Below are 22573 nucleotides of genomic sequence, written 5' to 3'. Positions count from 1 at the left end.
GACCGGTGACCACCGGGCCGAAGCGCGGCCAGCTACGGGCCGACCGGGACTGTTAACCTCCGGGGTTCCATCACGGGGGAGGTACACGATGGGTGGTCCGACGGAATCGCCGACCGAGGATCTCAGCGAGCTGCTCGCAGCGTCGCCGGTCCGGGGCGGCCGGCGTCGCCTGCCGTGGGCGCTGGGCAGCCTGCTGGTCCTGCTGCTGCTCCTCGGTGGCGGGCTGTACGCCGTCGCGCCGCTGCGCGACCCGCTGCCCGCCCCGACGGTCGAGCTGACCCTGCCGGCGTCGATGGCCATTCCCGGTACGGCGCCGCGACTGCCCTGGCCGCGTACGGGCCAGGCGATGATCTCGGTGGACGGGCTCGGGACGATGGGCGCCTTCGGCGGGTCGAAGCGGCTGCCGATCGCGAGCGTGACGAAGGTTATGACGGCCTACGTGATCCTCACCGAGCACCCTCTCGCTGTCGGTGAGCAGGGGCCGAAACTGACGGTCAGTGCCGCGCAGGCGGCCGCGTACCCGGCCGAGAATGCACGCGGCGAGTCGCTCGTGGAGGTGCGGGCCGGGGAGGTGATCACCGAGCGGCAGGCGTTGCAGGCGGTGCTCCTGCCCTCGGCGAACAACATGGCGCGGATCCTCGCGGCCTGGGACTCGGGCAGCGTCGCCGCCTTCGTCGAGAAGATGAACGCAGTGGCGGACGACCTCGGCATGTCCGACACCCACTACACCGACCCCTCCGGCCTCGACCCGGACACCGTGAGTACGGCGCGGGACCAGGTGATCCTGGCGAGCCGGGCGATGGCGTTGCCGGCGTTCGCCGAGATCGTCAAGCAGAAGCAGGCGACCATTCCGGTGGCCGGCACGGTGCGGAACTACAACGAGCTGGTCGGCCGCGACGGTGTCGTGGGCATCAAGACCGGCTCCACCGACGAGGCCGGCGGCTGTCTCGTCTTCGCGGCGGTGGTCACCGTGGGCGGCCGGAAGCTCCGCGTCGTCGGTGCCGTCCTGGGCCAACCCGGCGCCAACACCCCGGTCCAGCTGGACCGGGTGTTCGCGGTGACCCGGTCGTTGCTGCGCTCGACAGCGGCCGCGCTCGCTGTCCACACGCTCGTCGAGGCCGGCGAGCAGGTTGCCACCGTGCGCGGCCCGCTGGGTGCCGGCAGCACCATCGGCGCCGGCGAGAAGGTCGAGGTGGTCGGCTGGCCCGGCCTGCGGGTACGGCTTGACGCGCAGATCCCCGAGGTGTCGTCGCGGATCGCCGCTGGCGCCGAGCACGGCCAGCTCACGGTCACCGCCGGCGTCGGCGAGCCGGTCGTCACGACGCTGCGGACCGGCGCCGCGATGGAACCGCCGACCAGCTGGGAACGCATTCGCCGCCACCGCTGAGCGTCGGACGAGACGTTCGACGCTCAGCGGTGGTGTGCCGCTGCCGTCAACCGACGGTGGCGGTGTAGAAGGCGCTCGGGTCGCCGGCGAGGGACGCCTTGACGTGGGCGCTCCGGAGGTGCAAGCCGTGTGGCCAGCGCCACAACCAGGGTGCGGGACGTGCGGATCGGTGAACTCGCCGCCAGGACCGGCGTGTCAGTGCGAGCCCTGCGCTACTACGAGGAGCAGGAGCTGCTGATCGGGGCGCGCAGTAGCGGCGGCCAGCGCCACTACCCCGACAGTGCCGTCGACCGGGTCAACCTGATCCAGATGCTGTACGGCGCCGGCCTGTCCAGCAGGACCATCCTGGACCTGCTGCCCTGCGTCGACGCGAACGTCAACACCCCGCAGTCCCGCGCCCTGCTCAACGCCGAACGCGACCGCGTCGAGCAGCAGATCACCCAACTGACTCAGGTCAGAGATCGGCTCGACGCCGTCATCGCGTCCAGCGAGAGCCCGGCCAGCGGCTGTACCCGGATGGAGGCCGAAGCGCCGTAGCGGGCCCGGGTCCTACGAGATGGTCTGTGGCGCGGCCTCCGGCTGCCCGCCGGACGGTGCCTGGTCGAGCGCGTGGCCACGGACGCCGCGCGTCAGCAGGTAGCCGATCATCCAGAACTCGCCAACCGTCGCCGGAAGGACGAGAGCGTCGGCGACGGACTGAGCGCCAGGAGCGAGGTATCCGACGAACGCGCTGAGCAGGTATCCGATGCCGCCGCCGACGAGGATGTACCCGAGCGGGCGTGGCATCCAGTTCGAGCGGAGCACGCAGCTGCCCATGGGGATGAGCCACAGGCCGAAGAACAGCCCCCCGACGGCCCACAGGTTTCCGCTGATCAGGTAGAGGAGCTGGACGGTGGCTGCCGCATCGCCGACGGGGTCGAGCGCGATGTCGAGCGCTGTGCCGAGCAGCGCCGCGCTGACGAGGACCACGACCGCGTTGATGAGGCCGAACGCGGCGATGGCGCTGGCGGCGCGTGCGTCCGCGGTGCGGAACAGCCGGTAGAACCAGACGGCGGCGAGGGCCTGGGTGACTACGATGAGCAGTTCGAACGCGACGCCGGCCCGGGCGAGTGCCTCGTGCTGGACCAGATTGTCGAGCGTCGCGCCGGGGTCGTCGGCGTTGAAGAGGCGCGGCCGGATGAGCAGAAAGCCGAGTGCGCCGGAGACGGCCAGGCCGAGGTAGAGCGTCCCGGCTGCGCGGGCGGTACGGGTCAGGGCGGGCATCGTGGCTCCTTCGGGGAGGCCGTACCGGATCGTGGAGTGGTGGTGACTCCCTTACAACGTAAGGCAACCATACGATGTAAGGTGCTGGCAAGAGTGGGGGGACAGATGGCAGCGAAGGCGGCTCGGCAGCCGCTCAACCGTGAGCGCGTACTGTCGGCGGCGGTCGCCCTGGCGGATGCGGAGGGAATCCCGGCCCTGACGATGCGCCGCCTCGCCGGCGACCTCGGTGTCGAGGCCATGTCGCTCTACCACCACCTGCCCGCCAAGGAGGCACTCCTCGACGGCGTCGTGGAGACCGTGATCGCGGAGATCGACGCCGCGGTTGGCCGCCTCTTCGCGAACGGTGACGACGGAGACTGGCGTACGCGACTGCGCGGGCAGTTCCTCGCGGCGCGGCAGATCATGCTGCGTCACCCGTGGATGCCAGAGCTGTTGGGCTCGCGCCGTGCCATCCCCGTCGGCCTGTACACGTACTACGACGGGGTCGTGGGAACCCTTCTCCGGGCCGGGTTCTCGCACCACCTCGCGCACCGCGCGTTGCACGCGTTCGGCAGCCTGCCGCTCGGGTTCGCGCAGGAGATCTTCAGCCCGGCGGCGGGCGCGAGCATGGAGGCCGACATGGCGGAAGCCGACCTGGCCGCGATGGCCTCGGCCCTGCCGCACCTGACGGCCATGGTGGCGACCGAGATGCACGACGGCACCGACCCCACGCTCGGCTGGTGTGACAGCCAGCTCGAATTCGAGTTCACCCTCGACCTGCTCCTGGACGGGCTCGAACGCCTCCGCGGCCAGGCCGCGACAAAGAGCTAATTCACGACAGACTCTGCGTGTCGGGCAATGGCCGAGGCCTGTGCAACGATCGTCGGGCGCCCTGTCGAACAGCCCTTCCCGGCGGCCCGTCCACACTGTCGTGGACCGACACGGGGGAGGGCGCCACACCTCGTACCCCTTGGAGAGCACGATGCCCCTCTCCCCGGCGCGGGTCTTCGCCGCGCTCAATGCCGTGCTGCCCCCCGACCAGGCGTCCCCGGTCATGGGCAAGGCCGTCGTGCTCGGCGGCAGCATCGCCGGACTGCTGGCCGCCCGGGTGTTGTCCGACTACGCGGAGAGCGTCGTCATCATCGACCGGGACGACCTGGAGGTGACGGGCGGGAGGCCCGGCGTGCCACAGGGGACGCAGCTGCACGCGCTGCTGCCCGGCGGCTTCGTCCAGTTCGAGCGCCTCTTCCCGGGATTCCGCGAGCAGGCCCTGGCCCAGGGAGCGATCGAGGCGCCGCCCGCTGCGAGGCGGAACTACCTCGACGGCCGTCTCAAGGTGATCGTCCCCGACGACGCCGACAGCCTGGCGGGCAGTCGCCCTCTCCTGGAGGGGCTGATCCGCCAGCAGGTGCTGCGGCTGCCGAACGTCAAGACGGTCACCGCCCGCGCCACCGGTCTCGTGTTCGACGGCGCCGTGGCGAGCGGTGTCCGCTGCGAGGTCGGCGGGGTTCCCGGGGTCGAGAGCGGCGACATCGTGGTGGACGCCATGGGGCGTTCGAGCAGGCTCTCCGACTGGCTGGAGCAGGCCGGTTGGGACCGACCCGCCACACGGCGGATGACCGTGCACCTGAACTACGCGACCGCCCTGTTCCGACGTCCCGAGGCGGACCCGGCCTCGACGGTCGTGCTGGCGCTGCACACGCCGAAGATGTCGCTGGACGTGGTCGGTGCCGCGTTCTTCGCGATCGAGGGCGGCCGGTGGATGGCCATGATGGCCGGTTACGGGGACAGCCGCCCGGGAAGTACGGCGGAGGACTTCGTCCGTCGGCTGCGGGAGCAGTTCCCACCGGAGTTCGGTGCGGTCGCCGGAAACGAGATGCTGGGCGACGTCCAGACCTACCACCATGCCGACAGTCGCCGGCGGGACTTCCACGCGGTGCAGCGTTTCCCGGCGGGCCTGGTCAGCGCCGGTGACGCCGTCGCGTCGTTCAACCCGGTGTACGGGCAGGGGATGACCGCGGCGGCTCTGCACGCGGCCTGCCTGTCGACGTACCTGCGGTCCGGCCCGGATCTGAGCGCGCCCGCGCGCCGGTACCTCGCCCTGCAGAAGGTCGTGGTCGACGCCGCCTGGTCGACGTCGACCTCCGCCGACCTGGCGTTGCCGCACGTCGACGGCCCCTACCCGCGTGGCTACCGGTTCTCCAACTGGGCCAGCGATCAGATCGTCAGGGCGACCGTCACGGACGTGGCGACCGCGCGACGGTTCAATGAGGTCGTCTCCATGCGCAAGCACCCGCTCGCGCTGGCCGCACCCCGCGTGATCCTGGGCGCCCTGCGCGCCAACCGGCGGGCGCGCTGATCGGTCCGCCCGAGGTGGCGTCACGCGGCCGCCGCGCGCGACTACTGCTGCTGAATCTTGCGCAGGATGTCGACGACGAAGCGGTGGTCGTCCAGCTGCGGAAGGCCGGACACGCCCATCCAGCCGACCACGCCGGTGCCGCGAACACGCAGTGGCACCGCGCCCCCGGCGGCCGCGTAGCGGGAGGCCGGCAGGCCGTACTTCTCCGCCAGCGTCACCTGCTTGTCCTGGCAGAGCCGGGCCATGTACAGCGACGAGTGCTCGAACCGCATCACCACGCGCCCCTTGCGGCGCAGCCACACGTCGTTGTCCGCGGTGGAGCCGGGCAGGCCGCTGTGGAACAGCTGGCGCCCGGCCCGCCACACACCCACCGCGATCGGGAGCCGCTGCTCGCTCGCGGCGGCAACGGCGAGCGTCCCCAGCTCGTACGCGTCCGTCTCCGACAGGCCCGCGAGCTCCAGCTCGCTCTCCTCGCGCAGCAGCTCGTCCAGCGTGGGCCACGGGTCGTGGTCAGATGGCATGCGTACCTTCTCCTCGTCGAGTGGGCGTACCTGCTGATTGTCGCAAACCCGCTGGTAGTGGGTTCGAGGAGGCAGCGCAGCGGACCGTCGTGACCGACGTGGCGGTCACCAGGCGCAGGGGGCGTAGTCCTTCAGGAAGCAGCCGTACAGGTCTTCGCCCTGCTCGCCGCGGACGATCGGGTCGTACACCCGTGCCGCACCGTCGACGAGGTCCAGCGGGGCGTGGAAGCCCTCGTCCGCCAGTCGCATCTTCGTCGGGTGCGGCCGCTCGTCGGTGATCCAGCCGGTGTCGACGCTGGTCATCAGGATGCCGTCGGTCAACATCTCCTGTGCGCTGGTCCGGGTCAGCATGTTCAGCGCGGCCTTGGCCATGTTGGTGTGCGGGTGCCCCGGCCCCTTGTAGCCACGGCCGAACTGGCCCTCCATCGCCGACACGTTCACCACGTACTTGCGGCGGGCCTTCGCGGCGGCCATCACCGGTCGCAGTCGGCTGACCAGCACGAATGGCGCGGTAACGTTGCACAGCTGCACTTCGAGAAGCTCGACTGGGTCCACCTCCTGCACCCGCTGGACCCAGCTGTTGACCGAGTCGAGGTCGGGTACCAGACCGCCGGCGTCGATGGCCGTGGACGCCGCGATCCGCTCCGGCGAGGCGGAGCCGCTGGTCAGCGCCAGCGCGGTCAGCGCGTGCGGGGTGAGCGCGGTCGACTGCGGCCCGGCGGTCAGGCTGCCCGCCGGGGTGCCCTGGCCGCCCGACTTGGCGAAGGTGATCAGCTCCGGCAGCGGGCCCTCCGGCAGGGCGGCGGCCTCCGCCGCGACGAGCTGCGAGTATGCCCCGGGCGAGCGCCGTACGGTCTGCGCCGCGTTGTTGATCAGGATGTCGAGTGGTCCCTGTGCGGCGACCGAGTCGGCGAGGGCGATCACCTGGGCCGGGTCGCGCAGGTCGATCCCGACGATCCGCAGCCGGTGCAGCCAGTCCGCGCTGTCCGGCATCGCGGCGAACCTGCGGACCGCGTCGTGCGGGAACCGCGTCGTCACGGTGGTGTGCGCGCCGTCACGCAGCAGCCGCAGCGCGATGTACATGCCGATCTTCGCCCGGCCGCCGGTGAGCAGCGCGCGCCGGCCGGTCAGGTCGGTGCGGGCGTCCCGGCGCTCCCGGTTGAGCGCGGCGCAGGACGGGCAGAGCTGGTGGTAGAACGCGTCCACCTCGCGGTAGCGCTGCTTGCAGACGTAGCAGCCGCGCGGATTGTGCAGGACGCCAGCCGTGGCGCACGCGGTGGGCGAGGCGAGCGGGATGCCCTGCGTCTCATCGTCGATCCGGCCGGGGGCGCCCGTGGCGGTGGCCGCCGTCACCGCGCGGTCGGCCGTCACGATGGCGTCGCGCCGCTCCTCGCGTCGCCGCTGCTTGATCACCTTGTAGAGCTTCGCAGTGGCGCGCTGCACCCGCACCACGTCGGGATGATCGGACGGCAGAGCTTCCAACGCCTCGAAGACGCCGAGACAGGTCTCCAGCTGGCTCCGGTCAATCCCGGGTTGACCGATTTCCGTACCGTTGTCCGCCGTCATGCGTGTCTGTCTCGTCCCGTTCCCTGCGCCGGATCCAGCCGGCCCACCCCAAGTCCGACCCGGAATTGTACGCACCGCAGGGCCTCCGCTGCACCCCACACACCCTGCTCGCCCCGAAGCCGCCCGGGGTCAGCTCTCCGGGTGGCGCCGGACGAAGTCCTGGTAGGTCTCGTTGGCCAGCTCCTGCTCCCGAACACGGGCGGTCAGCTCCGCCTGGCGCAGCTCGACCGCCGACCGGGCCTGAGCGAGGCGCAGCTCGTGTCGCCGGTCGCGTGCCCGGGCCAAGGCGCGGACCACGGCCCACGCGATCCAGCCACCGCAGGCCACCAGTCCGGTCAACGCGAAGGCAAGGAGGAAGTCCATCTCGACATCCTTTCCGATCAGTTGACGTCCCGGCGTGCCGCGAGCCAGATCCCCAGGCCGAACATCAGCACCACGTATCCCGCCAGGACGGCGGCGGGCAGCCCGGCGCCGGTCGACTCGATCACCCCTGGCGTGCCCCCGTCGAACTGCGATGGGGCTCCCAGCGCGCCCGCCAGCGCGCCGGAGCTGGGGGCGAGCAGAAGCTTCTGGACCGTCTCCAGCGGGCTCAGTACCAGGGCGAGGCCGCTGATCGCGTTCTCCAGCACCAGCGTCCACACCAGGCCGACGGCGATGGCCGTGGCGGTGCTGCGGAACACGATCGCGAGGAAGTAACCCACGCTGGCGTGCGCGCTGCAGATCAGCCAGGCGGCCCCCACGGCCCCCGCCAGGTCACTCGTCGCCGGCCAGTCCAGGCCGCGTCCCTCGATCAGCGCGAGCAGCGCGGTGACCCCGGCCATCGCGGCGAAGGTGAGCGCGACGAGCAGCAGGGTCAGGGCACAGAGCGCGACGGCGTGCCCGGCCAGCACCTGCGCCCGCCGGGGACGCTGGGTGAAGATCAGGTTGAGCGTGCCCCAGCGGTACTCGTTGCCCACGACCAGAGCGCCGAGGATCACCACGATCGCCCCACCGAAGAGCGGGAACAGCCCGATTCCGGTGGTGACCAGCTGGCCGGGCAGCACGGCGTCCAGCAGGGACGCGGCCGAGGCCGCCTGCTCCGGATCGCCGGCCAGCGCCAGGTGCACCAGGTACGGGACGCCGACGCCGAAGGCGAGCGCCAACACGATCCAGGTGAGGGTGACGGTCCAGACCGCCGGCCGTTTCCGGTCCGCGAACCAGGCCGCGCGTACCGAGGCGATCACCGGTTGCCCCCCGTCATGGTCGTCGACTCCTCCCGACCGGCCCGGTCCGGCCCGGTCAGCTCCAGGAACGCCTCTTCCAGCGAGTGGCGCACCGGCCGCAGCTCCCGTACGTCGATGCCCGCCTCGACCAGCCGCCGGTTGAGCTCCGCGGCCAGCGCCGGATCCGCGCTGACCCGTAGCCGGCCGTCGACCGTCTCCACCCCGCGGACGCTCCGGTGGTCACGCAGGCACGCGGCGGCCTTGTCGACCGGATCGGCGGCGATGAGCAGCTCCCCGGCGCCGAGCGCGGCGCGCAGCTCGTCCGAGGTGCCGTCAGCGACGAGGCGGCCGCGGTTGATCACGGCGATCCGGTCGCAGACCTGCTCCACCTCACCGAGCACGTGGCTGGAGAGCAGCACGGTGCGCCCGCGTTGCCCGAGCGACCGGAGCAGCTCCCGGATCTCCGACACACCGGCCGGGTCGAGCCCGTTGGTGGGTTCGTCGAGGATCAGCAGGCTCGGGTCCTTGAGCAACGCGGCCGCCACCCCGAGCCGCTGCTTCATGCCCAGCGAGTACGTCCGGAACGCCGAGCGTGCGCGTCCGGTCAGGCCCACCTCGGCCAGCACCCGGTCGGCGGCGCTGTCGGGCACTCCCGCGTAGCGGGCGGCCAACCGCAGATTGTCCACACCGGACAGATGGGGATAGAACGCCGGTGACTCGATCAGGGCACCGACCCGGGCCAGCTGGTCCGGGGTGCCAGGCGGCTGGCCCAGCACCCGGATCCGGCCGGAGGTCGGTCGGACGAGCCCCACCAGCATCCGCATGGTGGTCGTCTTGCCGGCGCCGTTCGGGCCGAGGAAGCCGAAGACCGTCCCCTCGGGCACCCGCAGGTCGAGGCGGTCGACCGCGGTGACGTCGCCGGGATAACGCTTGGTGACGTCGTGCAATTCGATGGCGAATCGGTCATTCCCCAACGGATTGCCGCAATCGTCGGACGGTGTGGCGGATGCCGCCGAGGAGATTTTCCATCGTCTTCATCTGACGGTCCTCACTGATTCCCGACCCACAACACACGGTTAATTGTGCACAGTCAACTAACTGACCGTTAAGGCACGGTCGCGGTGGCGGTGGGGCACCGCCAGCCTCGGGATCGCGCCACCGGCCCGCCTTTGCCTGGAACGATGTAAAAGTCCCTGACCTGCGGAGGTGCCGATGACGCCCACAGAGTAGCGGAGGTTGATCGGTGCCGGAAGGCCCGCAGCGGTGGGGTGCGGAAAAATTTCCCCTAGCCGCAGCTCAGTGCCATCCAATTGACTCCCGCCGCTGCCCTCGACGAAACAATCTGTTGACGAATGAATTGACCATGGGCAGCATGTAGACACTTTCGAGTCGATGGTGATCGCTGGCATAGGAGCCCGGATGAGCCTGCCGCGGGACGGTGCGGAGAACCTGGAAGTGCGACCCAAGCTGCGACACGACGTGGTCTTCCTGGACGCGCCGGCCGGCGCCTACCTGCGCGGGCCGGACACCGCCTTCCTGATCAAAGGATGGTCCGCCTTCCGTTGGCTGACCTCGTTGAGCCCGTACCTGACCGGGGAGCACACCCTGGGACAGCTCACCGCGTCCCTGGACCAGGGCCAGCGGCAGACGGTGCTCACCCTGGTCCGCGCGTTGCTCGCCCGTGGCTTCGCGAAGGACGCCGGCGACCGTACGGAGCTGGCCGAGGCGGTGGGCCGGCGGTTCGCCCCGCAGATCGAGTTCATCGACCACTTCGCCGACGATCCCACCGGCCGTTTCCTGCGCCTGCACACCGCCCGCGTGGCGCTGGTCGGTGGGGGAGCGACCCTGCTGGCCGCGGCGAGCGGCCTGCTCCGCAACGGGTGCCTCCACCTTGACCTGTACCCGTACGACGACCCGTCGCGCTACGCCGAGGCGTTGCGGCCGGAGGTGGAGGAGCTGCGCGACGACGGTCTGGCGGCCGCGCTGCGAGTGCACGACGGCCCGGTCGAGCTGAGCGGAGCGGACGCGGTGGTGTACTGCGCCGACCGGACGGACCTGGCCGGCCTGGCCGAGCTGGCTCGCACCTGTCACCGCGACGGCCCGCTGTTGGTTCCGGTGGTCTGGGACGACGAGCGGGCGGTGGTGGGGCCGACGGTCGAACCGGGCGGGACCCCCTGCTGGCTCTGTGCCCAGCTGCGGCTCACCGCCGCCGCCGATGCCGCCGTCGCCGCCGAGTTCTGGCGGCAGCTCGCCGTCGGCCCCGGCGCCGACGCGCCCGCGCCGCTGCCGGAGGTGACCGCGCGGATGGTCGGCAACGCCGCCGCGTTCGAGCTGTTCCGGGTCCTCACCGGCGCGCTGGCGCCGGACACGGCCGACGGCGTGCTGCTACTGGACCGGTCCACCTTGGAGGCCGCCCGGGAACGGGTGCTGCCGCATCCGGCCTGCCCGGTCTGTCGGGACGTCGACGTGCCCGAGCCGGCCGGGGCGGGCAGCTCCGACGACGAGACCTACCAGCGTGCCCAGGCGTTGGTGTCACCGAACGCCGGCGTCTTCACCCGGTTCGTGGACGACCCGCTGGAGCAGGCGCCGCTGAAGACGGCCCGGTTGCGGCTGCCCGGCCGGCGTGGGCCACGCGAGGTGACTGCGTTCGACGTGCACACCGTGCTGAGCGCCCGGCTGGCCGCCTACCGGGTGGCGGTGTGTGACCACGCCGCCCGGTACGCCGACCCACGCGCCGGCGTCCTGGCCTCGGCCGAGCAACTGCGTGAGCGTGGCGGGCAACCGGTGCCGTGGACCGAGCTGCACAGCGCGACCGGCGCGGTGCCGTACGACCCGCGCCGAGCGGTCCGCTGGCTGCCGGCGACCGTGCTGGGCCGTCCGGAGAGGGTGTGGGTTCCGGCGGCACTGGCCCTGCCCACCTCCGCTGCCAACGGCGAGGGCCTCGCCGAGCGGACCCACGCCGGCGCGGCGGCCGCCGACAGTCTCGACGGCGTCATCGATCAGGGCCTCGCGGACGCGCTGGCGTACCACGCCCTGACCGCGGCGATGCGGGGCGACGGTGGTCTCGCCGCGCTCGGCGAGGAGGAGCTGGTCGCCGACGAGGACACCGCGTTCGTGGTGAAGGCGGCCCACCGCTTCGGCCACCAGCTCGCGGTCTTCGCTCTTCCCGGCGCGGCACCGGCGCACGCCGTGCTCGCCGTCAGCGAGGCACCAGGCGGTGGGGACCGCGACTGGCGGCTCGCCGGCGGTTTCGACCCGGTCGCCACGCGGCTCAGCGCCCTCCGCGACCTGGTCGGACGAATCCAGGTGCGGCACTTCGAGGGGACCGACGCCGACCTCGGCGATCCGGTGCTCGCGGACCTCGATCCGGCGACCCTCACCGGCCGCGCCGCCAACGGCACCGCGGCGGTCGGCGGCACCGACCGGCACGCGGTGCTCGCCGCCCTCGCCGAGCGGGGGATCAGCGCGCTGCTGATCGAGACCACCACCCGGGACCTGCGGGCCAGCGGCGCGTTCCGCAGCGGCGTGGTCCTGCTGCGGCACGACGGCCTGGCGGCCGATTGAACCACCACACCAGTGGTCCGAGCGAGGCACGCACCGTGGAAGGAGGTGGAAACATGCCGATCACCCTGAACGACGAGCTCCGCGAGCTGGAGACCGAGACCTTCGAGATCGAGGAGGTTGAGGACGGCGGCGAGGCGCTCGCCGCTACCAGCTCCAGCTGCTCCTGCTCGAGCTGCTGCAGTTGCAGCACGTCGAGCTGCTGCAGCACCAGCACCAGCACCTCCAGCTGCGGCTGACCGGGTGAACGGGGTTGACCCCCACAGCGCTGACGCAGTCCAGTCCCCGGTGGGACGTCGCATCTGAACGCACCAACCGCCGCCGGCCGACACCGGCGAGTAGCCCCTGCGTGCCTCCGCTGGCTCCACCGTGGTGGTGCGGACGCAGACCCACCACGACTGGCGCCGACCGCGGCTCAAGGAGAGGCCCGTGACACAACCCCTGTCATCCGCCGCGCTGTCCGAATCGGTCCGCGGCGAACTGCGGGACCTGCAGACCGAGACGTTCGAGGTCGAGGACATCGCCGATCTGTCCGCTGACCACATGGACATCTGCAGCAGCAGCACCAGTACGTCGAGCTGCTCCAGCTGCAGCACGTCCAGTTGTTGCAGCTGCACCTCGTCGAGTTGCAGCAGCACCAGCTGAGCCTCGGCGCCACCGGCCGCTCCGGACGGTCGGACGACGCAGAGGCCCGCATACGCCCCGAGGGGAGGTAGAGGGAAATGCCGGATCTGACGGAGGAACTCCGCGCGTTGGAGACCGAGACGTTCGAGATCGAGGACGTCGACGCGATCGACGCGATGGTCATGGACTGGTCCAGCTCCAGCTGTTCCTGCTCCAGCTGCTGCAGTTGCAGCACATCCAGTTGCTGCAGCAGCAGCACCAGCACCGGATGCGGCGGCGGGTAACCGCACCGCAGTCGTCCCCGCCGGCGAGCCACGCCGGCGGGGAGCCCCGGTCCCGACACCAGACCCGCAGCGACCGCAGACAGGTGAACCGCATGATCGTCGATGTCCGGACCACCTCCACCGGGTGGGACGCCAGCCTCAAGCAGCTCGGCGAGGCGTTCCACGAGCGGCTCCAGAACCACGCTGGCCAGCCGGCCGGCGACGGCCCGTCACCCGCCGGGATCACCGTCCGCATCGCCGCCCTCGGCCTGACCGACGCGTACGCCGACGGCGGCGAGGGGCTCACCGGCGACGTGGTGCCGATCTGGCTGCACGGCGCCACCGCGCTGGTCGGCCCCCGCTGGACCGGCGCCGGTGACCCGGTGCCGACCCGACCCGGGCCGTGCCCGCTCTGCGTCCAACGGCGCTGGCAGGCCATCCGGCTCCGGGAGGAGCGGCACGCCCTGGAGCACGGCGCTCAGGTCGGGACGGTGGCGCCCCTGCCGCACCTCACGCCGTTCGCGGTCGACGCTCTCTGGCAGCTGTTCCGGCAGGCGTGCCGCTCCCGGGCCGACCGCCCCGGTGTGGCGCGGCTGCACCAGCTGCGGATGGACACCCTGGAGACGACGCTGGTCGAGGTGCTCGCCGACTCCGAATGCCCCGCCTGCGCGACCACCCGTGCGGACACCGCCGAGGCGGCGGTGATCCCGCTGACCCGCCGGCCCAAGCCGGACCCGACCGCGTACCGGCTGCGTGCGGCCGGCGAGCTGGACCTGCCGGTCGCTGCGCTGGCCAACCCGGTCGCCGGGGCGCTGGGCGGCAACGCGCTGCGGGCGTACAACGCCACCGCCACCGCACCGGTCACCGGCTACTTCCGGGTCCGCAGCCGGTACGACCTGCACGAGATGTGGTGGAGCGGGCACGACAACAGCTACGGCGGCAGTGAGACGTACGCGCTGCTGGAGGGGCTGGAACGCTACGCCGGCCAGTTCCCGCGGGCCAAGCGCACCGAGGTCTTCGACAGCTACGCCAACCTCGCCCCCGACGCGCTCGACCCGGCCGGCCTGGGCTACCACCCGGCCTTCTACCAGGGGCACGGGCTCTACTACACCCCGTACTCGCCGGACGAGCCGATGCACTGGGTCTGGGGGTGGTCGCTGCGCGACAGCACGCCCCGCCTCGTTCCCGAACAGATCGTCTACTACCTGGACCGCCGCACCGACCAACGCAAGTTCGTTCAGGAGTGCTCCAACGGCTGCGCCAGCGGCAGCTGCCCGGAGGAAGCGTTGCTGCACGGCATGCTCGAACTCATCGAGCGGGACGCCTTCCTGCTCGCCTGGTACGGCTCGGCCCGGCTGGCCGAGATCGACCCGGCGACCTGCCGCGACGAGCGGGTGCACTTCATGCTCGACCGGGTCGACCTGCTCGGCTACGACATCCGGCTCTTCGACACCCGCGCCGACCTGCCGGTCCCGGTGGTCACCGCGGTCGCGGTCAAGCGCGGCGACGGGCTCGGCCAGCTCTGCTTCGCCGCCGGCGCGAGCCTCGACCCGGACGACGCGGTCCGGGCGGCGCTCTGCGAGACCGCCTCCTACGTCCCCGGCTTCGACGAGCGGGTCGCCGCCAGCGAACCCGAGCTGCGCGAGATGGTCCGCGACTACACCCGGGTCACCGAGCTGAGCCACCACGCGCTGCTCTACGGCCTGCCGGAGATGGCGCGACACGCGGCGTTCCTCCTGGACGACCCGCCGCTGCGGACCATGTCGGAGCTCTACGGCGACTGGCTCGCCGTCCGACCTGACCACGACGACCTGCGCGCGGACATGACGTACCTCGCCGGCCTGATCGCCAGCCTCGGCGGTGACGTCGTCGCCGTCGACCAGACCTGCCCGGAGCAGGAGGTCGCCGGGGTGCACACGATGGCCGTCGTGGCTCCGGCCCTGGTCCCCATCGACTTCGGCTGGCAGCGGCAGCGGGTGCTGTGGAGCGACCGGCTGGAGCGGTACCTGGCCCGGGGCCGGCACGGACCGGACGGGCTCGGCGCCACCGGCCGCAACCCCCACCCGCACCCCTTTCCGTAGGAGCAGCGACATGCAGCAGGAGGCCCGCGAGGTCGTCCGGGACTACACCGAGGCGGTGTTCCGCCGGGCCCGGACCCCGATGGAACCGCTCAACCACGAGGTGGACTGGGCCGACCAGCCGTCCCGGCACAAGAGCTACCGCGGCGCGTCCCGGCTGCCGCTGCCCGCCGAGCTGCCCGAGCTGCCCACCCTGAGCGACCTGCACACCGGGGAGAACCTGCCGGCGACCACCCGCTGGTCGCTGGCCGGGCTGGCCGCCCTGCTGCGCCTGTCGTACGGGGTGCTGGACCGGCGGATGACGGTCAACTGGAACCAGGACGTCGCCAAGCGGGCGCACCTCGAGCACGCGGTGTGGGGACGCGGCACCGCGTCCGGGGGCGGGATGTACCCGGTGGAGCTGTACCTGGTGGTGGGGGCGGGTGGGCCGCTGCTGCCGGGCGTCTACCACTACCACACCGGAGCGCACGTGCTGGAGCGGCTGCTGCTCGGCGACGTCACCGGCACCGTCCGCGCCGCCCTCGGCGCCGACGGCCCGGGGACCGCCGGCGACAGCTACCTGCTGGCCGGTATCCGGTTCTGGAAGAACTCGTTCAAGTACAACAGCTTCTGCTATCACGTGGTCACCCAGGACCTCGGGGCTCTGCTCGGCTCCTGGGACCTGCTGGCACCGGCGCTGGGCGTACCCCTGCGGCGGTTGCTCTGTTTCGATCCGGCGCCCCTGGACCGGCTGCTCGACCTGGACAGCGACGCGGAGAGCATCTTCGCGGTCGTGCCGATGGACTGGACCGGCGCCGACACGCGCCCACCGGTGGTGCCGGCGGACGCCGTCGCGCGGGTGCGCGCCCGGTACCCCGCCTTCGAACGGTCCCGTCGGGTGCGGGACTTCTCCGCGGTCACCGCGGTCCACCGGGCGGCGGCCACGTCGGCCGTTCCCGCCCCCGACACCGTCGGTTCCGCCGCTCCCCGGGACCTGCCGGGCGAGCCGGTCGCGCTGCCCGAGCCGGAGCTGGACCGGCTCAACCGTCCACTGTCGGCGGTGTTGGCCAGCCGGTCCAGCAGCTTCGGCCGGTTCCGTCGGCCGCCTGAGCTGACCGCCGCCGACCTCGGCACCACGCTCGCCTTCGCCGCCGCCGCCCGGCGTTACCCGGCGGACATCAAGCGAACCGACGGCGGGCCCGAGCTGACCCGGCTCTGGGTCTTCGCCAACCACGTCGACGGGCTGCCCGGCGGCGGCTACGCCTACTGCGAGCGGCGGCACGCCTTGTTGCCGGCCGGCCCCGAACCCGAGGACGGGATGTCCGCCTTCCTGCAGCAGCAGTACTTCCTCACCAACTACACGATGGGTCAGGTCGGCGCGGTGCTGGCCATCTCCGGCCGGCCGGACGCGGTCCTCGACGTGTTCGGCCCCCGTGGCTACCGGATGCTGAACGCCGAGGTCGGCACCGTCGCCCAGCGGGCGTACTGCGCGGCCACCGCGCAACGCCTGGGCTGCGGCGCGGTGCTCGGCTTCGACAACGTCGCCATGAACACCGCCCTCGGGCTGGACGGCACCGACGAACGCACCGTGCTCTTCCTGCTCCTCGGGCGGCATCCCGAGGCCACCGCCGACCTGGCGTACCGACTGTGACGACCCCGTCCCGCGCCGCTCCGCAGACGCCAGCGGCGGACGCCCGATCCGTGACCATCCGTCGACGAAGGAGAAACCCGTGACGGTGTCTCTGCCCGCACCCCCGGTGACCCCGGTCTCCTGGCGGATGCCCGGGGTGTTCATGCTGCGCACCGCCGGACTGCCCATCGAGGTCGCCGACCAGCTCGCCTTCGACCGGACCGCCGACTGGTCCCGCCGCGTGCTCGACCTGGAGGACCGGCTCCGGGTGACCGGCCGGGACCTGGCCGACGCGCTCCAGGTCGCGGTGGGCCGGAACCTGACCGATGACGGGCTGCGGCAGCGGCTGATCCGGCTGCGCCGGGACGTGTTCAACCTCCGCCCGCCCCGACCGGCCGACCCGTCGGCCTGGCCGGTCGCCGCGTTGGGGCCGGACACCCACCGGGACCTGGCCCACTGGCTGGAGACCTTCGCCGCGTACCGCCGGGAGTTGGCCGCCGGCCGGGCGGTGCTGGACGACGAGTTGGGGCGGCGGCGGACCGTGCTGCGTGCCCTCGCCGACGACCCGAACCTGCGCGGTGGCATCCTGCTCGCCTCCCCGTCGCTGGACCGGTACCTCACCGGCTACCTCACCGGGACCGGCCCGCTCGGCAAACGGGCCCGCCGGGTGGAGCGGTCGCTGCTGGAGTACGCCTACCGCGCTGCCGCGAAGACCAGCCCGTTCAGCACCCTGACCACCGTGAACGTCGGCACCCTCGAAACCGGCGCCGGCCGGCTCCTCGACGTCGCGCCGAGCACCGACGCGCCGAGCACCGACGCGCCGAGCACCGACGAGGCGGTCACGGCGACGCGGGGCAGCGCCCGGCTCAACCTGGCGGCGCTGGGTCGCCTGTCGAGCATCGTGCTCGCCGACGAGACGCTCCGCGCCGACCTTCCGGTGACCGTGACCAGCGGTTGGCGCATCGCCCACGGCCGGCTGCGCTACCTGCGCCGCCGCCGGACCAGCTCGGAGGACGGCGACGCCGCGATCACCCTGGAGTCGATCCACGAGTCGCTCTTCGTGCTCCCCACCGGCCGGGTGCTGCACGACATCCTGGACGCGCTCGACGGCGGACTGGTACGACGGATGGACGACCTGGTCACCGAGCTGACCAGCGACGGACGCCCGGCCGAGGAGATCGCCCAGTACCTGCACCACCTGCTCCGGGTCGGTCTGCTGGTGGTGCCGAACCTGCAACTGGACATCCACGCCGACGACCCGGTCCAGGGGTACGCGGCGGCGCTGCGGCGGATCGGCCGGGACTGGTCCGACCGGCTCGCCGAGCGGGTGGCGACGGCGAACCGTCTGGCCACCGCCTATCCGGTGGCGGACCTGCCCGGGCGTCGCCGGGCGTTCGACGGGATCCGTGACGAGCTGATCGCCGCCCACACCGACCTCGGCCGCCCCGATGTCCCGGCCCCCCGCACCCTGGTCTACGAGGATGCCACGCGGCACACCGGCGCCCCGGTGACCGCCGACCGCGAGCGCTGGGAGCGGGAGGTCCTACCCGGCCTGCGGGCGCTCGCCCGGATCATGCCGGTGTTCGACATCAACCTGCCCCGCCGGCTGGCCACCAAGGGCTTCTTCCGGGCCCGGTACGGCGCCGGCGGTCGCTGCGACGACCTGCTCACCTTCGCCCACGAGTTCCAGCAGGACTTCTTCGAGCACTACAGCGGCCGGATGATGCGCCGCCGGGCGTTCGACGCGGACAACCGCTACGTGCGGCAGGAGAACTGGTTCCGGCAGGAGGAGATCACCGCGCTGGACGACGCCCGGCTGGAGGTGGCCCGGCGGATGAACGACGCGTACGACCGGCTGCCGGCCGGCGCCGAGGAGCTGGCCCTGGACGACGCCTTCATGACCGACATCGCCGCCATGGTGCCGCAGACACTCGGAACGCTGGACCCCCGGTCCTTCTTCCTCCAGCTCGCCGACCAGGGTGGACGGCACCGGGTGGTGGTGAACCGGGTCTACTCCGGCATGACGCTGCTCTTCTCCCGCTTCGCGCACCTCTTCGCCGAGCAGGACCTCGCCGGCGCGCTCCGCGCCGAACTCGTCCGGCTCCAGCCGCCCGGCGCGGTGCTCGCCGAGCTCAAGGGCGGGTACGACGCGACCAACCTCAACCTGCACCCCGTGGTCACGCCGTACGAGCTGGTCTGCCCGGGGGAGATCAGCCACCGGCCGGCGGCCGAGCAGATCGACATGGACGACCTCAGCGTGGAGCACGACCCGGTCGCCGACCGGCTGCTGCTGCGTTCGCGGCGGCTCGACGCCGAGGTCATCCCGGTCTACCTCGGGTTCCTGCTGCCGATGGCGCTGCCGGAGGTGCAACAGGTGCTGCTCACCTTCGCCTACCTGGGCATGGCCCAACCCGACCTGTGGGCCGGTACGACCGTGCCGCTGCCCGGCCGGGGCATCGCCGGATACCCCCGCATCGTGCACGGCGACCTGGTGCTGCAACGGCGGATGTGGAAGCTGCACCCGGATCACCTGCCGCCGCGTACGGCCGGGCAGAGCGACGCGGAGTGGTTCCTCGGGTGGCAGCGGTGGCGGCGCGACAACGGCCTGCCGCGCCGCGTGTTCGCCACCCCGGAGGGCACCCGGCTCGCCCCGGCGGCCGGGGACGACGCCGCCGGGCCGGCCGCGCAGGGTGGGGCCCGGCCGGACCACAAGCCGCTCTACGTGGACTTCGACAGCCACTTCTCCCTGCACCTGCTGGACGCGACGGCGCGTGCCGCCGGCAGCCGGCTGGTGCTGACCGAGATGCTGCCGGGCCGCGACGAGCAGGTGCTGCGCGACGGCACCGGCACGTACGTCACCGAACTGACCGTCGAACTCAACGGTGTCCGAGTTGGAGCAGACCATGACTGACCACCCCGCGCCGACCGCCCACGGCTGGCTCAGCGTGCACGTCTTCTACGCCAGCAACGCCAACCCCATGCTGGTCGAGGGGGTTCGTCCGCTGGTGGACGAGCTGCGCGCCGAGGGCCTGATCAGCCGGTACTTCTTCATCAAGTACTGGATGGAGGGCCCGCACGTACGGTTGCGGGTGCTGCCCGCCCCCGGCGTCGACCCGGCGGTGGTCCGCGCCCGGGTGGACGCGGCCATCGGCGCGTTCCTGCGCCGCCGGCCCGCGCTCTACGAGGTGGACAGCGCGGGGCTGGGTGACCTGTACAAGCAGATGTTCCTCGCCGAGTACGGCGCACAGCGGTGGGACGAGGAGTACGGCCCGGACGGCGTCATGCCGATGCGGGCGAACAACAGCTACCACCACATCCCGTACGAACGGGAGTACGGCCGGTACGGCGGTCCCGCCGGCGTCGAGCTGGCCGAGTGGCACTTCGAGCAGTCCAGTGACGTGGTGCTCGACCTGCTGGCCACCACGAACGTGCACGTCCGTCCGGTGCTGCTCGGGCTCTCCGCCCAGCTCGCCATGATGATGTGCGCCGTCTTCCTCGACGACGACCGGCGGATAGCCGGCTTCCTCGACGAGTACCGACGGTTCTGGGAGGTCTCCTACTCGGAGCCGAGCGACGACTACCACGCCAGCTTCGACACCAGCTACCGGCGGATGGACGCCGCGCTGCGGGGTCGGCTCGCCGACATCCGCGTGGCGGCCCGGGAGCAGTCGACCGCGCGTGTGGGTGGGGTCGAGGGCCGCTGGCTGGCGCACTGTCGCGCGCTGCGCGAGCGGGTCGTGGCGTTGGCCCGAGACGGCGAGCTGGTCTTCCAGCGCGGCGGTGGTGAGCCCACCCCGCTCACGGATCTCGACGCCGCGCTGCCCATCCTGCTCAGCTCGTACGTGCACATGACCAACAACCGGCTCGGAGTGAGCATCCTGGACGAGATCTACCTGTCGTACCTGATGCGTGCCGCGCTGCTCGACGACGCACCGGCCGGCGCGCGATGACGACGGTCGACGCCACCTGGGCCCGCCCCCGTCTGCGCGCCACGGTCGTGCTCGGCCCCGGCCAGTGGCGGGGCGAGAAGCTCGTGCACCACGTCAAGGACGGCGAGACCGGCTGGTACTACCGGGTCGGGCCACGGGAACACTTCCTGCTCTCCCGGATGGACGGCACCCGCACGCTCGACGATCTCGCCGCCGAGTACGCCGCGACGTACCGCCGCCGGCTCGGGCCGGAGAACTGGCAGCAGCTCTTCGGCATGCTGCACCGCCGTCAGTTGCTCGCCGACGCCACCGACCCGGAGACGATCGCCCGCCTGACCGCCTCGGCTGCCGAGGGCGCCGCGAAGGCCCGGCGCGGGCCGTTGTCGGCCCGGTGGCCGCTCTTCGACCCGGACCGGCTCTTCACCCGGCTGCTTCCTCGGCTGGGCGCGCTGTTCAGCTGGGGGTTCGTGCTGCCCGCCCTGCTGGCCGTGATAGCCGTGACCAGCTATGTCGCGGTGCACCTGCGGGACCTGATGGACGGGGTGGGTGGCGGACACCGCCCGCTCGCCGCGATCGTGGCGGCGGTGGTGATCACCTGGGTGATCGTCTTCCTGCACGAGTGCGCGCACGGGCTGACCTGCCGGCACTTCGGCGGGCGGGTCACCGAGATCGGGGTGATGTGGCGGTTCCCGCTGCTGGCGCCGTACTGCAAGGTCGACGACATCGTGCTCTTCACCCCCCGGCGGCGGGTGGCCACCGCGTTCGCCGGCGTGTTCGTCAGCATGCTGGCCCTGGTGCCGTTCGCCGCGATCCGGGCCTGGGTGGGGCCCGGCGCGCTGCGCGACCTGGCCGGCACCATGCTGCTCTTCGGTGCCGCGACCGCCGCGCTCAACCTGGTGCCGTTCCTGCGCCTGGATGGTTACCACATGCTCAGCCACGCCCTCAACCTGGCTGACCTGCGGGCCGACACCTACCGGTTCTGGGGTCGGTTGCTGCGCGGCGGCCCTGCCACGGTCGCCGGTTACCGCCGCCGGGAACGGTTGATCTACACCGGATACGGCCTGGCATCGGCGGCTTTCGCGGTGACCGTGCTGACGCTGCTGGTGCGGTTCTGGTATGTCTCGCTGTCCGGCTGGCTCGGGCCTGGCCGGGCGGTCGTCGTGCTGCTCGCCGAGGCCCTGTTGCTGCTGGTGTTCGCCGGTTACCTGGCCCGCCGTCGACGCGCCGCGGGCGGTGACGCTTCGACGGCGGGCGGGGGCGCTTCGGCGGCGGGCGGGGGCGCTTCGGCGGCGGGCACGGCGACGACTCAGACCGGGTCGGCGCGGCCGAGCCGCCAGTAGCCCATGAAGGCCACGGCCCGTCGGTCGAGACCCCGCTCCGCGACCAGGTGCCGGCGCAGGGTCCGGATGACGCCGGCTTCCCCGGCCAGCCACGCGTACAGCGGAACCGGTGGCACCTCGTCCGGGACCTCCCACAGGATCTCGGTGTCGACGTCCACGTCCGCGACGGGCTGGGCGGCCCCCGTCGCGTCGCCGGCCAGCAGTTCCCCCGCCGCGGCGGCGACGGCCGGCACCAGCCTGCTGCCGTGCCCGTCCGCGCCTCGGACCAGCCAGCGGACCTCGACTCGCGGCGGAGCCGCCAGCGGCAGCACGTCGTCGATGTCGGGCACCTCCAGCACGACCGTGCCACGCGCATCGCGTGGAAGCCGTTCGCAGATGCCGCTGATGGCCGGTACGGCGGTCTCGTCGCCGGCCAGCAGCAGGCTTCCCGCCGCTGACGGCTGGAACTCGATCCCGCCGTGGTCACCGTCGTAGCCGGCGTCCGGCCCGAGGATGGCGATCTCGTCGCCGGCGCGCACCCTCGCGGCCCAGCGGGTCGCCGGGCCGCTGTCGCCGTGCAGCACCAGGTCGACGTCGACCTCGGCCAGGTCCGGCCGGACCGCCCGTACGGTGTAGGTGCGTACGGGATTGCGCAGGTGCTCGGGCAGGGCTCGCCATTTCGCGTACCAGTCCGGTCCCTCCGGTAGACGCACCTCGCGCTGGCCGGGCAGCGGCAGCGCCAGCTTGATCCGCTGGTCGTAACCGTTGTCGGCGAAGCGGTCGAGGTCCGACCCGGTGAAGGTCACCCGGACGAACGACGGGCTCAGCCGGCGTACCGCGCGGACCTCGACGGTGAACAGGCGCCACGGGGTGATGGGCATGGTCTCGGTCATGGTGCCTCTCTGGGGCTCGG

Annotated in this window: 20 protein-coding genes; 13 read left to right on the top strand and 7 right to left on the bottom strand. The window is 72.2% G+C overall.

The window, feature by feature from the left end; genetic code table 11:
• Window positions 1-88: 88 nt before the first annotated feature.
• Window positions 89-1387: a D-alanyl-D-alanine carboxypeptidase gene (locus ABZU69_RS25260; RefSeq protein ID WP_354966819.1), complete on the top strand. Its 1299-nt coding sequence runs from the start codon at window positions 89-91 to the stop codon at window positions 1385-1387.
• 159 nt (window positions 1388-1546) lie between these two features.
• Entirely contained in the window at window positions 1547-1924 is a 378-nt protein-coding gene (locus tag ABZU69_RS25255; protein ID WP_354966904.1) for a MerR family transcriptional regulator, read from the top strand.
• A gap of 12 nt (window positions 1925-1936) precedes the next feature.
• Here the strand turns inward: ABZU69_RS25255 and ABZU69_RS25250 are convergent, their stop codons facing one another.
• On the bottom strand, window positions 1937-2650 hold the full coding sequence (locus tag ABZU69_RS25250; RefSeq protein ID WP_354966818.1) for a DUF4386 domain-containing protein: 714 nt from the start codon (window positions 2648-2650) through the stop codon (window positions 1937-1939).
• A gap of 105 nt (window positions 2651-2755) precedes the next feature.
• Here ABZU69_RS25250 and ABZU69_RS25245 point away from each other — a divergent pair, with 105 nt between their 5' ends.
• Together ABZU69_RS25245 and ABZU69_RS25240 are read left to right on the top strand one after the other, a co-directional pair.
• The gene (locus tag ABZU69_RS25245; RefSeq protein ID WP_354966817.1) at window positions 2756-3460 is read left to right on the top strand and encodes a TetR/AcrR family transcriptional regulator C-terminal domain-containing protein; all 705 of its coding nucleotides are present in this window, start codon (window positions 2756-2758) and stop codon (window positions 3458-3460) included.
• Between the two features lie 151 nt (window positions 3461-3611).
• Complete coding sequence (locus ABZU69_RS25240) at window positions 3612-4988, top strand: FAD-dependent oxidoreductase (protein ID WP_354966816.1); 1377 nt, start codon at window positions 3612-3614, stop codon at window positions 4986-4988.
• A 41-nt stretch (window positions 4989-5029) separates the two neighbouring features.
• Here the strand turns inward: ABZU69_RS25240 and ABZU69_RS25235 are convergent, their stop codons facing one another.
• From ABZU69_RS25235 to ABZU69_RS25215, 5 genes are all read right to left on the bottom strand, one after another.
• Window positions 5030-5509, bottom strand: coding sequence for a heme-degrading domain-containing protein (locus ABZU69_RS25235; protein WP_354966815.1), 480 nt, complete (start codon window positions 5507-5509; stop codon window positions 5030-5032).
• Window positions 5510-5614: 105 nt separating this feature from the next.
• Window positions 5615-7075, bottom strand: a complete 1461-nt coding sequence (locus tag ABZU69_RS25230) for an SDR family NAD(P)-dependent oxidoreductase (RefSeq protein ID WP_354966814.1) — start codon at window positions 7073-7075, stop codon at window positions 5615-5617.
• Window positions 7076-7204: 129 nt separating this feature from the next.
• Entirely contained in the window at window positions 7205-7438 is a 234-nt protein-coding gene (locus ABZU69_RS25225; RefSeq protein ID WP_354966813.1) for a hypothetical protein, read from the bottom strand.
• Between the two features lie 17 nt (window positions 7439-7455).
• Window positions 7456-8298: an ABC transporter permease subunit gene (locus ABZU69_RS25220; RefSeq protein WP_354966812.1), complete on the bottom strand. Its 843-nt coding sequence runs from the start codon at window positions 8296-8298 to the stop codon at window positions 7456-7458.
• Window positions 8295-9251 (bottom strand): ABC transporter ATP-binding protein, encoded by a 957-nt coding sequence (locus tag ABZU69_RS25215; protein ID WP_354966811.1) that lies wholly within the window; start codon window positions 9249-9251, stop codon window positions 8295-8297. Before ABZU69_RS25215 ends, ABZU69_RS25220 begins: the two co-directional genes overlap by 4 nt.
• Before the next feature lie 445 nt (window positions 9252-9696).
• On the opposite strand from ABZU69_RS25215, the gene ABZU69_RS25210 reads away from it, so the two are divergent.
• The 9 genes from ABZU69_RS25210 to ABZU69_RS25170 all read left to right on the top strand — a co-directional run bounded on the left by ABZU69_RS25210 (window position 9697) and on the right by ABZU69_RS25170 (window position 21681).
• Window positions 9697-11841 (top strand): TOMM precursor leader peptide-binding protein, encoded by a 2145-nt coding sequence (locus tag ABZU69_RS25210; protein ID WP_354966810.1) that lies wholly within the window; start codon window positions 9697-9699, stop codon window positions 11839-11841.
• 53 nt (window positions 11842-11894) lie between these two features.
• On the top strand, window positions 11895-12077 hold the full coding sequence (locus ABZU69_RS25205; protein WP_046564715.1) for a hypothetical protein: 183 nt from the start codon (window positions 11895-11897) through the stop codon (window positions 12075-12077).
• A gap of 190 nt (window positions 12078-12267) precedes the next feature.
• Window positions 12268-12483 carry a hypothetical protein gene (locus tag ABZU69_RS25200; RefSeq protein ID WP_307871652.1) on the top strand — a complete coding sequence of 72 codons (216 nt, stop codon included), beginning with the start codon at window positions 12268-12270 and terminating at the stop codon, window positions 12481-12483.
• 77 nt (window positions 12484-12560) lie between these two features.
• Window positions 12561-12746, top strand: a complete 186-nt coding sequence (locus ABZU69_RS25195; protein ID WP_089021435.1) for a thiazolylpeptide-type bacteriocin — start codon at window positions 12561-12563, stop codon at window positions 12744-12746.
• Window positions 12747-12838: 92 nt separating this feature from the next.
• Window positions 12839-14806 carry a TOMM precursor leader peptide-binding protein gene (locus tag ABZU69_RS25190; RefSeq protein ID WP_354966809.1) on the top strand — a complete coding sequence of 656 codons (1968 nt, stop codon included), beginning with the start codon at window positions 12839-12841 and terminating at the stop codon, window positions 14804-14806.
• 10 nt (window positions 14807-14816) lie between these two features.
• Window positions 14817-16433, top strand: a complete 1617-nt coding sequence (locus tag ABZU69_RS25185) for a SagB family peptide dehydrogenase (protein ID WP_354966808.1) — start codon at window positions 14817-14819, stop codon at window positions 16431-16433.
• Between the two features lie 79 nt (window positions 16434-16512).
• The gene (locus ABZU69_RS25180) at window positions 16513-19323 is read left to right on the top strand and encodes a lantibiotic dehydratase (RefSeq protein ID WP_354966807.1); all 2811 of its coding nucleotides are present in this window, start codon (window positions 16513-16515) and stop codon (window positions 19321-19323) included.
• Window positions 19316-20362 (top strand): lantibiotic dehydratase C-terminal domain-containing protein, encoded by a 1047-nt coding sequence (locus tag ABZU69_RS25175; RefSeq protein ID WP_354966806.1) that lies wholly within the window; start codon window positions 19316-19318, stop codon window positions 20360-20362. Before ABZU69_RS25180 ends, ABZU69_RS25175 begins: the two co-directional genes overlap by 8 nt.
• Window positions 20359-21681: a M50 family metallopeptidase gene (locus ABZU69_RS25170; protein WP_354966805.1), complete on the top strand. Its 1323-nt coding sequence runs from the start codon at window positions 20359-20361 to the stop codon at window positions 21679-21681. The genes ABZU69_RS25175 and ABZU69_RS25170 overlap by 4 nt, the downstream gene beginning before the upstream one ends.
• Here the strand turns inward: ABZU69_RS25170 and ABZU69_RS25165 are convergent.
• Window positions 21648-22553 carry a siderophore-interacting protein gene (locus ABZU69_RS25165; RefSeq protein ID WP_354966804.1) on the bottom strand — a complete coding sequence of 302 codons (906 nt, stop codon included), beginning with the start codon at window positions 22551-22553 and terminating at the stop codon, window positions 21648-21650. The genes ABZU69_RS25170 and ABZU69_RS25165 overlap by 34 nt on opposite strands.
• Window positions 22554-22573 lie beyond the last annotated feature (20 nt).

Origin of the sequence: Micromonospora sp. NPDC005206 (assembly GCF_040608175.1) — a bacterium.
GTDB lineage: Bacteria > Actinomycetota > Actinomycetes > Mycobacteriales > Micromonosporaceae > Micromonospora.
The sequence above is the reverse complement of the archived record's forward strand: the minus strand, read 5'-3'. Positions and strand labels throughout refer to the sequence as shown.

Coding starts and splice junctions, on each gene's coding strand:
- ABZU69_RS25260 (WP_354966819.1), top strand. CDS start 89: ATGGGTGGTCCGACGGAATCGCCGACCGAGGATCTCAGCGAGCTGCTC.
- ABZU69_RS25250 (WP_354966818.1), bottom strand. CDS start 2,650: ATGCCCGCCCTGACCCGTACCGCCCGCGCAGCCGGGACGCTCTACCTC.
- ABZU69_RS25245 (WP_354966817.1), top strand. CDS start 2,756: ATGGCAGCGAAGGCGGCTCGGCAGCCGCTCAACCGTGAGCGCGTACTG.
- ABZU69_RS25240 (WP_354966816.1), top strand. CDS start 3,612: ATGCCCCTCTCCCCGGCGCGGGTCTTCGCCGCGCTCAATGCCGTGCTG.
- ABZU69_RS25235 (WP_354966815.1), bottom strand. CDS start 5,509: ATGCCATCTGACCACGACCCGTGGCCCACGCTGGACGAGCTGCTGCGC.
- ABZU69_RS25230 (WP_354966814.1), bottom strand. CDS start 7,075: ATGACGGCGGACAACGGTACGGAAATCGGTCAACCCGGGATTGACCGG.
- ABZU69_RS25225 (WP_354966813.1), bottom strand. CDS start 7,438: ATGGACTTCCTCCTTGCCTTCGCGTTGACCGGACTGGTGGCCTGCGGT.
- ABZU69_RS25210 (WP_354966810.1), top strand. CDS start 9,697: ATGAGCCTGCCGCGGGACGGTGCGGAGAACCTGGAAGTGCGACCCAAG.
- ABZU69_RS25205 (WP_046564715.1), top strand. CDS start 11,895: ATGCCGATCACCCTGAACGACGAGCTCCGCGAGCTGGAGACCGAGACC.
- ABZU69_RS25195 (WP_089021435.1), top strand. CDS start 12,561: ATGCCGGATCTGACGGAGGAACTCCGCGCGTTGGAGACCGAGACGTTC.
- ABZU69_RS25190 (WP_354966809.1), top strand. CDS start 12,839: ATGATCGTCGATGTCCGGACCACCTCCACCGGGTGGGACGCCAGCCTC.
- ABZU69_RS25185 (WP_354966808.1), top strand. CDS start 14,817: ATGCAGCAGGAGGCCCGCGAGGTCGTCCGGGACTACACCGAGGCGGTG.
- ABZU69_RS25175 (WP_354966806.1), top strand. CDS start 19,316: ATGACTGACCACCCCGCGCCGACCGCCCACGGCTGGCTCAGCGTGCAC.
- ABZU69_RS25170 (WP_354966805.1), top strand. CDS start 20,359: ATGACGACGGTCGACGCCACCTGGGCCCGCCCCCGTCTGCGCGCCACG.
- ABZU69_RS25165 (WP_354966804.1), bottom strand. CDS start 22,553: ATGACCGAGACCATGCCCATCACCCCGTGGCGCCTGTTCACCGTCGAG.